At 65.4% G+C, this 8,500-nt stretch carries 8 protein-coding genes and 1 pseudogene; all 9 read right to left on the bottom strand.

Annotation, left to right across the window (positions count from 1 at the left end; all coding sequences use genetic code 11):
• Positions 1-965: pseudogene (locus GTP55_RS18240) on the bottom strand (hypothetical protein); the annotation flags it as partial.
• Positions 962-1,279, bottom strand: a complete 318-nt coding sequence (locus GTP55_RS18235; RefSeq protein ID WP_161046265.1) for a hypothetical protein — start codon at positions 1,277-1,279, stop codon at positions 962-964. The pseudogene GTP55_RS18240 and the gene GTP55_RS18235, both read right to left, overlap by 4 nt.
• A complete protein-coding gene (gene fliS / locus GTP55_RS18230; RefSeq protein ID WP_161046264.1) occupies positions 1,272-1,670 on the bottom strand; it encodes a flagellar export chaperone FliS in 399 nt (132 codons plus the stop codon). The genes GTP55_RS18235 and fliS overlap by 8 nt, the downstream gene beginning before the upstream one ends.
• A 32-nt stretch (positions 1,671-1,702) precedes the next feature.
• Complete coding sequence (fliD, locus tag GTP55_RS18225; RefSeq protein ID WP_161046263.1) at positions 1,703-3,151, bottom strand: flagellar filament capping protein FliD; 1,449 nt, start codon at positions 3,149-3,151, stop codon at positions 1,703-1,705.
• 99 nt (positions 3,152-3,250) lie between these two features.
• Entirely contained in the window at positions 3,251-3,682 is a 432-nt protein-coding gene (locus tag GTP55_RS18220; RefSeq protein ID WP_161046262.1) for a flagellar FliJ family protein, read from the bottom strand.
• Positions 3,679-4,992 (bottom strand): flagellar protein export ATPase FliI, encoded by a 1,314-nt coding sequence (gene fliI, locus GTP55_RS18215; RefSeq protein WP_161046261.1) that lies wholly within the window; start codon positions 4,990-4,992, stop codon positions 3,679-3,681. Before fliI ends, GTP55_RS18220 begins: the two co-directional genes overlap by 4 nt.
• On the bottom strand, positions 4,989-5,705 hold the full coding sequence (gene fliH, locus GTP55_RS18210) for a flagellar assembly protein FliH (protein ID WP_161046260.1): 717 nt from the start codon (positions 5,703-5,705) through the stop codon (positions 4,989-4,991). Before fliH ends, fliI begins: the two co-directional genes overlap by 4 nt.
• Complete coding sequence (locus tag GTP55_RS18205; RefSeq protein WP_161046259.1) at positions 5,702-6,742, bottom strand: flagellar motor switch protein FliG; 1,041 nt, start codon at positions 6,740-6,742, stop codon at positions 5,702-5,704. The genes fliH and GTP55_RS18205 overlap by 4 nt, the downstream gene beginning before the upstream one ends.
• Positions 6,726-8,495: a flagellar basal-body MS-ring/collar protein FliF gene (gene fliF, locus GTP55_RS18200; RefSeq protein ID WP_161046258.1), complete on the bottom strand. Its 1,770-nt coding sequence runs from the start codon at positions 8,493-8,495 to the stop codon at positions 6,726-6,728. The genes GTP55_RS18205 and fliF overlap by 17 nt, the downstream gene beginning before the upstream one ends.
• Between the last annotated feature and the right edge of the window lie 5 nt (positions 8,496-8,500).

Genomic DNA, 8,500 nt, shown 5'->3' with positions numbered 1-8,500 from the left:
GCCCACGACGGCTGCGGACGGGCGATCACGGCTGCCGGCAGCGGCGCGGCGCGCTCGGCATCGGCCACTGGCGCGGCGTGGTCGGCCGGTACTGGTGTCGTCGCCGGAGCTTCGCTGTCGGCCTGGCGCGGCATGGCCATGGCGACCGCCACGCTGTTGGCGACGGCGGCATTGCTGGTTACGGCGGTGTTGCTGGTGATGGCGATATTGCTGGCCACTGCGGCCGGCGGCGTGCTGACCGGCGGGCTGGCCAGATTGGCGGCGCCAGGGGCCGACGCGTCCTCGGCCGGCGGGGCGGCCGGGGTCACGGCGACGCTGGCGGCGGCCAGGTTGAGGCGGGTCGCGCTGGCGTTCAGTGTTGAGGTGGCGTTGACGGCGCTGATGGCGTCGCTGTCGGCGACCGCCGAGCCGGCCGGGGCCGACGCTGTCGCCGGCGCCATGCTCAGCATCGAAGTGAGCATGGCCGGCAGCAGAGTGCTGGCGGCGGCGCTGGTGCCGGCGGTGGCGTCAGCAGCGTCAGCGGCGACCGGCTGGCCGCCATCGCTGCCGGCTTGCTCGTCGGCCTGGGCGGTATTGGTGACGCCGGCCAGGTTCAGCAACTGGGAAAACAGCGGCGCGGCGACCGGCGCCACGGCACTGGCGGCTGCCAGGGCGGCCTGGGCGGCGGCATCGGCGCTGCTGCGTTCGGGCTGCTGGGCGGCGGCCTGGGCCGGCTTTTGCGCCGGCTGCTGGCTGGCTTGCATCGTGCTGGTCTTGCCGGCATTGCTGCTGGCACTGTTCGTGCTGCTGTTATTGCTGTTGTTGCTGCTGCCGGTGCTGCTGGCTGCCGGTTTGGCGGATGCGGCCGTACTCTTGCCGCTATTCGCGGCTGCCGACGCCGTGGCGTTGTTGGCGGCCACCGGGGCGGTGAGTTCGGCGCGTGCGGCTTGGGCGGCTGCCGCTGCGCTGGAGAGTGTGATGGTCATGCTTGGATTCCGGTTTCTGCAAATTCGCTGTCGAGGGCGTAAGCCAGCCAGCCCTCCTGGGTTGCCTGCATTTGCTGCAATTTGCTGCCCAACGCATCGGTGGCCAGGTCGCAGCGTTTGACGGCTTCATTGTGCATCTGCCGCAGGGCTGCCAGGGCGGCCCATTCGGCACTGCTCCAGCTGCCTTGCGCCGCCATCTGCGGCAGGGCGGTGGTCAGCATGGTGTTGATCGCCGTCAGCGCGCGCCAGTCTTCGGCGGCGATGGCGGCACTCATTTTCTGCGTCAATTGCAGCAGGGTGCGCTGTCTATCCATGTTTGGCCTGGATTTCCTGCACGCCCAGCCAGCCTTTCTTAATTGTCGTCAACAAGGTGGTGACTTCGTCGATGATCGTGGGATCGAGGCTGACACCGGCCGTGTACAGGCGGCCGGCGCAGTATTCGTAAAGGCGGCCGAGGTTTTGCACCACTTCACCGCCGTTGTCGAAGTCGAGTGAACTCGACAGGCCGTTGATGATGTCGGTGCACTTGTTCAGGCTGACGGCCTTGAGCTCGTAGCGCTTGCCGACGATATGGCCGCGCGCGCGCGCCAGCTCTTCGAGCAAGCCGTCGGTGAGTACCAGCACCAGCTCAATCGGCGACGCCCGTGCGACCTGGGCGTCCAGATTGGTGGAGTGGTAACTGCTGTAGGCTTCCTGGTTCATCATGGTCTTTCCTGTACTGCGTCAAAATGGGGTGCTTAACTGCTGCTGTTGGTCGAGAACATGGCGGTAAACATGTTCGAGGTCGAGGTCATCGACGACTGCAGCTGTTGCAGCGCGGTGAACTGCGTCAGGTAACGCTTGTAGGCGCTGTTGAACTGGTTTTGCAGCGTGGCCTGGCGGTCCGTGATGTCGTTCGTTAGCTTGGCGTTTTGCGCCTTGCGCTGCACCAGCAGGCCGCCGGCGCTGGTGGTCCATGACGTGGTCAGCTTGTTCATGGAACCCAGTACGCCAGTGTCGACGCCGGTGCCCGCGCGGCCGAGCAATTTGTCGAGGCCGCTCGGATTCGCGGCGATCGCCTTGTTCAGGCGGGTCGAATCGAGCGTCAGTGTGCCATCCTTGGCGGCGGTGATGCCAAAGCTGATCAGTGACTGGCCACCGGTGGCGTCGCGCAGGATGGCGCCCAGGCGGTCGCGCAGGTTGAGCACGCCGGCATCGTTGTAGAAGGCCGCATCCTCCGAGGTCGGGCTCGGCGTGGCGTTGGAATCCGTGGACGACACCAGGGTGTGGTCGCCGGCCGCGGTCAGCGTCTTGATCGAGGCCATCAGGGTGTTGTAGGCGTCGACAAACTTCTGCACGTTGGCGGCGGTGCCGGTGTTGTCCGGAGCCACGGTCAGGTTGACGGCGGCGTCGTTGGCGCCTTGCGCCTGGGTGATGGTGAACTTGACATCGTCAACGATGCTGAAGGTGTTCGAGGCTTGCTCGACCAGGGTGCCGTTCTTGTCGCCGATCAGCACCTTGGCGTTGACGGCCTGGGTCAGCACGCTCTGGCTGGTGGTCAGCAAGGCGTCGCGCAGGCCCGCGTCGACCGTAGCGGAGCTATCGATCGAGGTCACCTGGTTGTCGGCGCCGGTCGCGCTCGAGGTCAGCACCAGGCGCGTCTGGTTATTCACCGTCATGGTCGAGGCGATCACGCGCGATTTGTTGTCGCCGGACGCGTTGATGGCGGCCGCGACTTCCTTGGCGCTCAAAAAGCCATCGTTGTTGCTGTCGGCCTTGGTCAGATCGACCTCGATCGGGTCGCCGGTCTTCAGGTTGACGGTCAAGCTGCCGGCGTTGGCGCCGGCCGGGCCGGCGCCGTCGGCGCCGCTATCGATATTGTATGCAACCTGACCAGCGGTGGCCAGTTGCTGCACGTAGAACGAATAGGTGCCAGCGGTGGCGCTGGACTTGGCTGTGGCGGTGCCGATCGCGCTGTTGCTGAACGTCGCCTTGGTCGCGGTCACCGAGGCGGTGCTGCTGGCCATGCCCTGTAGCGCAGTCTGGAACGCGCTCAGCGCCGAACTCAGCGCGGTCAGGCCGCTGCCGACCGCGGTGGCCTTGGTGCCCTGCTTGTCCAGGATGGCCTTGGTCGGCGCGACATAGGCGTTGGCCAGGTTGGTCGCGGTGGTGGTCGGGTCGTAAGTTGGACTGCTGATAACTGCCATGATCGTGCTCCGTGGAAGGATGATGAAGTGTACCCTGATACAGGGCGACCTTAATCGTTTCCCTATGAAAATATTCTGGACAATTTTTTGTAACGGCGCCTATTTTTGGCCGCGCAGCCACAATTGCGTTGCCAGATCGTCATGTTGCTTGCGTTCCTTGACGTTTTTTTCCTGCGACACGATTTTTTGTTCCTTGCTTAACACTTTGCCCATCACTTCCCGTTTTGCCCAAGCCGCATTGAGCGCCTGTTGCGAAACCGCCATATCAGCCTCATGCATATGCAGGTCGAGCCGGTGACTGTCGGCCATAGCCATCACGGCCTGCTTGTAGTCGCCGCAGTTGCCGGCCAGGGCGGGGTGCAGGTTGCCGCTGGCGCCGCTGTTGGTGTACAGCGTGGTCAGGCGGTCGAGGTTTTTCTGGTAGCGGTCGCGCACGCTGGTCTTCTCCGCCATCTCCGTCTGCAGGCGCTCGACTTCGGTATGGCGCAGTGCCACCAGCGTGGTCAGGTTGCGGATTTTCTGTTGGCTCATGGTGTCATCAGCTTTTCAAGTTGCGCGATACAGTCATTGATTGGCGCCGCTTCCTTGGTGCCCTGGCACAGGAAATCTTCCACGCGGGGGTGCAGTTGCACTGCCTTGTCGGTGACCGGGTCGGCGCCCGGCACGTAGGCGCCGAGCGGAATCAGGTCGCGCACGCGGTCGTGGCGCGCCATGCTGGCTTTCAGCGCGCGCGCCGCCATCTGGTGTTCATGGTCGATCACCTGCATCATGCAGCGGCTGATCGAGGCGGCGATATCGATGGCCGGATAGTGGCCGCGCTCGGCCAGCTCGCGGGTCATGACAATGTGGCCGTCGAGAATCGCGCGCGCGGTGTCGACCACCGGGTCCTGCTGGTCATCGCCCTCGGCCAGCACGGTGTAGATGGCGCTCATGCTGCCGACCGGGTTCTCGCCATTGCCGGCCGATTCCACCAGCTGCGGCAGGTTGGAGAACACCGACGGCGGATAGCCTTTGGTGGCCGGCGGCTCGCCCAGCGCCAGCGCCACTTCGCGCAGCGCCATCGCATAGCGGGTCAGCGAGTCGACCAGCAGCAGCACATTCTTGCCCTGGTCGCGGTAATGGGCGGCGATCGAGTGGCACAGTTCGGTCGCCATGACGCGCATCAGCGGGCTTTCGTCGGCCGGCGCGATCACCAGCACGGCTTTCTGCAAGCCTTCCTTCCCCAGCGACATATCGACAAACTCGCGCACCTCGCGCGAGCGTTCGCCGATCAGGCCGACCACGACCACATCGGCCACGGTCTGGCGGGTCATCAGGCCCAGCAGCACGGATTTACCGACGCCGGAACCGGCCATCAGGCCGACCCGCTGGCCCTTGCCCAGGGTCAGCATGGAATTGATGGCGCGCACGCCGACGTCGAGCGGTTCGGTCACCGGTTTCTTGCGCAGCGGGTGGACGCGCGGCGGCTGCGATTCCAGCGGAAAATCGCCGGTCAGCTTGCCGAGGCCGTCGATCGGTTCGCCCAGACCGTTGACCATACGGCCCAGCCAGCTGGAACCGATTTGCAGGCTGACTTTTTCCGGCGACGGCAACACGCGCGCGCCGGTGGTCAGGCCGGTGGCCTTTTTGAACGGCATCAGGTATGAAAGCTTCTCTCGGAAGCCGACTACCTGCGCATCCAGCCATTCACCGCTGACTGTCTCAATCTGGCAACGCTGGCCGGTGTGCAAAGGGCAACCGACTGCCTCAAGCAACAAACCGGAGGCGCCCACCAGGCGGCCCGTCGGGGTCGCCATGGGTACCGAGCCCAGTTCGAGATTGCGTAAGGCATCAGCGATCACTCTTCGCCCTCCGGTTCATCGCCGCTGTCGGCGATCTGCAATTGATTATCGACCTGTTCCATGACCGCCGCAAGACGTTGATGACAACCGGCATCAACTTCATTGTCACCGGCCTTGATGCGGCATTCGCCGACCTCAAGGCGGGCATCGGGAATCAGGTTCCAGCGCTTGGACCGTTTCGGGTCCAGCTCGGCAATGCGTTTCAGCTCTTCCGGGTTCAGGAAGACATCGATTTCATCGCGGGTCGGCGGCATCGAGGCCAGGGTTTCTTCAACCAGGGCCATCAGTTGCACCGGTTGCAGCGCCAGTTCGGCGCGGATCACCTGGCGCGCCACCTTGGCCACCAGGTCGACCACTTCCTTGCGCTGCGCGGCGCGGTAGTCGGAGCGCAGTTTCTTCAGGCTTTTCAGCATGGCGTCGACCGGGCGCGCCAGCTGGTCGTAGGCGACCAGGGTTTCGTGGCGGCCTTCTTCGCGGCCCTGTTCCTGGCCCGACTGGCGGCCGGCTTCAAAGCCATCCTCCTGGCCGCGCGCCAGACCGATTTCGTAACCGTCGCGCTGACCCTGTTCAAACCCCTCGCTGACCGAGGCGGCCCACTGGGCGCCGCCGTCGCCGCCATGACCGTGGCCATGCCCGTGCGCCGCCGCCGCAGCGGCGCGCTGGGTGGTGAACTGCGCCAGCGGCGGGAAGCGGTAGGGGCGGAACTGCTTCATTCAATCACCTGTTCGGCAAACAGCTGGATCTCGACTTCGCCGGCGTCGGCCAGCGCCTTGACGGTGGCCATGATTTCCTGGCGCGTCTGTTCGATACGCGACATCGGCACCGGACCAGCGCGCCGCATCATGTCCTCGAAGGCCTGGGCCTGGCGTTTCGGCATGGTTTTGAGGATCGCGTCGCGCACCGAGATGTCGGCGCCCTTGAGCGCGATCGCCCACTGTTCCAGCGGCACGTCTTCCAGAATGCGGGTGACTGCCTGTTCGGTCTGGTTGCCGAGGATGAAGAAGTCGTACATCGACAGCTCGATCTTGGACACCACCTCCGGGTCGTGGGCGCGCAGCAGCTCGACCATCTGCGCGCGGTTGCTCGGCAGGCGGTTCAGGATCTCGGCGGTCTGGCGGATGCCTTCGACGCTGGTGCCCTGCGAATCGAAGGAGCTCAGGCAGCGGTCCACCAGCTCGTCGAGTTCCTGCAGCAGGTCGGCGTCGACTTCTTCCATGCGCGCCAGGTTCAGCAGCACCAGGTCGCGGGTGTCCTGCGGCAGGCCGTCTATGATCTGGCCGGCCAGCGCGGCCGGCAGGAAGGCCAGGAACACCGCCTGCATCTGCACGTGTTCGTTGGAGATGTATTCGGCCAGCCACTTCGGCGACGCCCACTGCAGGCGCGCCATCTTCGGCCGCAGTTCGTCGCCGTAGATGTTGTTGAGCACGGTGTTGGCGAGATCGCCGCCCAGCGCCAGGTCCAGCGAGCGCTTCAGGTAGGAACGCGAGGCGCCATGCACGCCCGACTGTTCGCGGTAGTCGTCGAAGAACTTCTGCATGGCGTTCTTGACCGACTCCACCTTGATGCCGCTCATGCGCGACATCACTTGCGTCACTTCCAGCAATTCCTCGCGCGACAGGCAGCGCAGCACGGCCGCTGCCGGCTCCTCGCCGATGCTCAGCAGCACGATGGCTGCCTGCTCCACCGGCGTCAGCTTGGTCGGGACGGCGTATTCGCCGCCGTCATCATCCATGTTATTGAGTTCGGCCATTTTTCTGCATCCATTGTTTGACGACTTCGGCTACGCGTTCCGGTTCTTTCGCGGCCAGCACTTTCAGGTGATCGACCATGACGTCGACCGCCGAGCCGGGTGGCGGCAGATCGTAGTTTTCCAGCAGCGGCACCACCGGCATGCCCGGCTGGGCAGCAGCGCCGGCCAGCGCCGGGGCGCCCGCTGCGCCGGCGGTCCCGGCCAGCACGGCCTGATCCTTGGCGCCGGCTTCCTTGGCTTCCTTGGCGGCCGCCACGGCGGCCTGTTCGGCGGCGCGGCGTTCGGCGTTGATGCGTGCGGTTTCTTTCGGATCCGGCGTGAAGCGCATGGTGACCAGGCGCATCAGAGGACGCAGCAGCAACAGGTAGCCGAGCAGGGCGGCCACGGCGTAGATCCCGTACTTGCTGATGTCGACGATGTTGTCGCGCTCTTCCCACCACGCCACCGGCGCGGCCTTGGCCGGGAAGTTCATGGCCGAGACCACCAGCTGGTCGCCGCGTTCGGCGTTAATGCCGAGACCGTTGCGCAGGATCTTGTCGATGTTGGCGATGTCGGCCGCGCTCCAGCCGGTTTTCGGCGTCGGCGCGGCGGCTTGCGCCAGCACCACGGCCACGCTGAGTTTCTCCAGGCGGCCCCGGCTGCGTTTGGTCTGGATGATGCTGCGGTCGTACGCATACTGGCGGGTGGTGGCGTTCTTGCGGGCGGTGCCGTCGGCCGGCGCGGCGTTCGGGTCGGCGGCGCCGCCGGCGGTCTGCGCGGCAGCGGCGGCCGGATTGGCGGCCGCCGGCGGCGGCCGGTTCGACAGCGTGCCCGGCACGCCCATCACCATGCGGTTGCGGTCCTGCTCTTCGCGCATGGCTTCGCTGGTGACTTTCGGATCGGCGCCGTATTTCTCGACGGTTTCCTCGACCCGGTCGTTGTCGACCGCGGCCGCCACCGACATGCGGTAGTTGTCGTCGCCGATCACCGGACCGAGCAGGCCCTTGATGTTGTTCTTGACGTCGTCCTGGTAGCGCTTGCTGGCGTCGTTGCCGCTGGTGCCGGCGTCAAAGCCGTCGGCCAGATCGATGTGAGCCGACAGCAGGTTGCCGGCCTGGTCCACCAGGCTGACGCGCGCCGGCGACAGGCTGGCGACGCTGCCGGCCACCATGTTGACCACGGCGGCGATCGCTTCAGGCGGCAGCGTGGCGCCCGGTTTGAGCGCGACCACCACTGAAGCCGACGATTTGTCGCCGTCCGCCGACACAAACGAGGTCGACTTGGCGATCGACAGGTGCACGCGCGCATGCGAAATCGCATCGAGCGTCATGATCGATTGCGCCAGTTCGCCTTCCAGGCCACGGCGGAAGCGCACGTCCTGCACGAATTGCGACACGCCCAGCGGATCGTTCTTGTCCATCAGCTCCAGGCCGGCCGGCAGTTGGGCGGTCACGCCCTTGGCGGCCAGCAGCATGCGCACCTTGCCCAGCATTGATTCCGGCACCAGCACCTGGCCGCTTTCCGGGTGGATGCGGTACGGGATGTGGTCGGTATCGAGCACGGTCATCATGTCCGGCGCCGAGACTTTTTCGCGCGCGCCGAACACCGGTTTGTAGCTCGACTGGTTGCTCCACATGTACATCATGGTCAATGCCGTCAGGCCGATGGCCAGGATCAGCAGCGGGTACAGGGTTTTCAGCAGGGCAGGGGGCAACGACGGCGCAGACGGGTTCGCGCGCCAGCGGCCAAAGGCGGACTTAAGGGTGTTAATCACAGTGA

It is taken from the genome of Duganella margarita (assembly GCF_009857535.1).
Classification (GTDB): Bacteria; Pseudomonadota; Gammaproteobacteria; order Burkholderiales; family Burkholderiaceae_D; genus Rugamonas; species Rugamonas margarita.
This window is presented reverse-complemented; position numbering and strand designations above follow the sequence as displayed.

Bases quoted from the DNA above. Each gene is read 5' to 3' on its own strand.
- GTP55_RS18235 (WP_161046265.1), bottom strand. From the start codon at position 1,279: ATGGATAGACAGCGCACCCTGCTGCAATTGACGCAGAAAATGAGTGCC.
- fliS (WP_161046264.1), bottom strand. From the start codon at position 1,670: ATGATGAACCAGGAAGCCTACAGCAGTTACCACTCCACCAATCTGGAC.
- fliD (WP_161046263.1), bottom strand. From the start codon at position 3,151: ATGGCAGTTATCAGCAGTCCAACTTACGACCCGACCACCACCGCGACC.
- GTP55_RS18220 (WP_161046262.1), bottom strand. From the start codon at position 3,682: ATGAGCCAACAGAAAATCCGCAACCTGACCACGCTGGTGGCACTGCGC.
- fliH (WP_161046260.1), bottom strand. From the start codon at position 5,705: ATGAAGCAGTTCCGCCCCTACCGCTTCCCGCCGCTGGCGCAGTTCACC.
- GTP55_RS18205 (WP_161046259.1), bottom strand. From the start codon at position 6,742: ATGGCCGAACTCAATAACATGGATGATGACGGCGGCGAATACGCCGTC.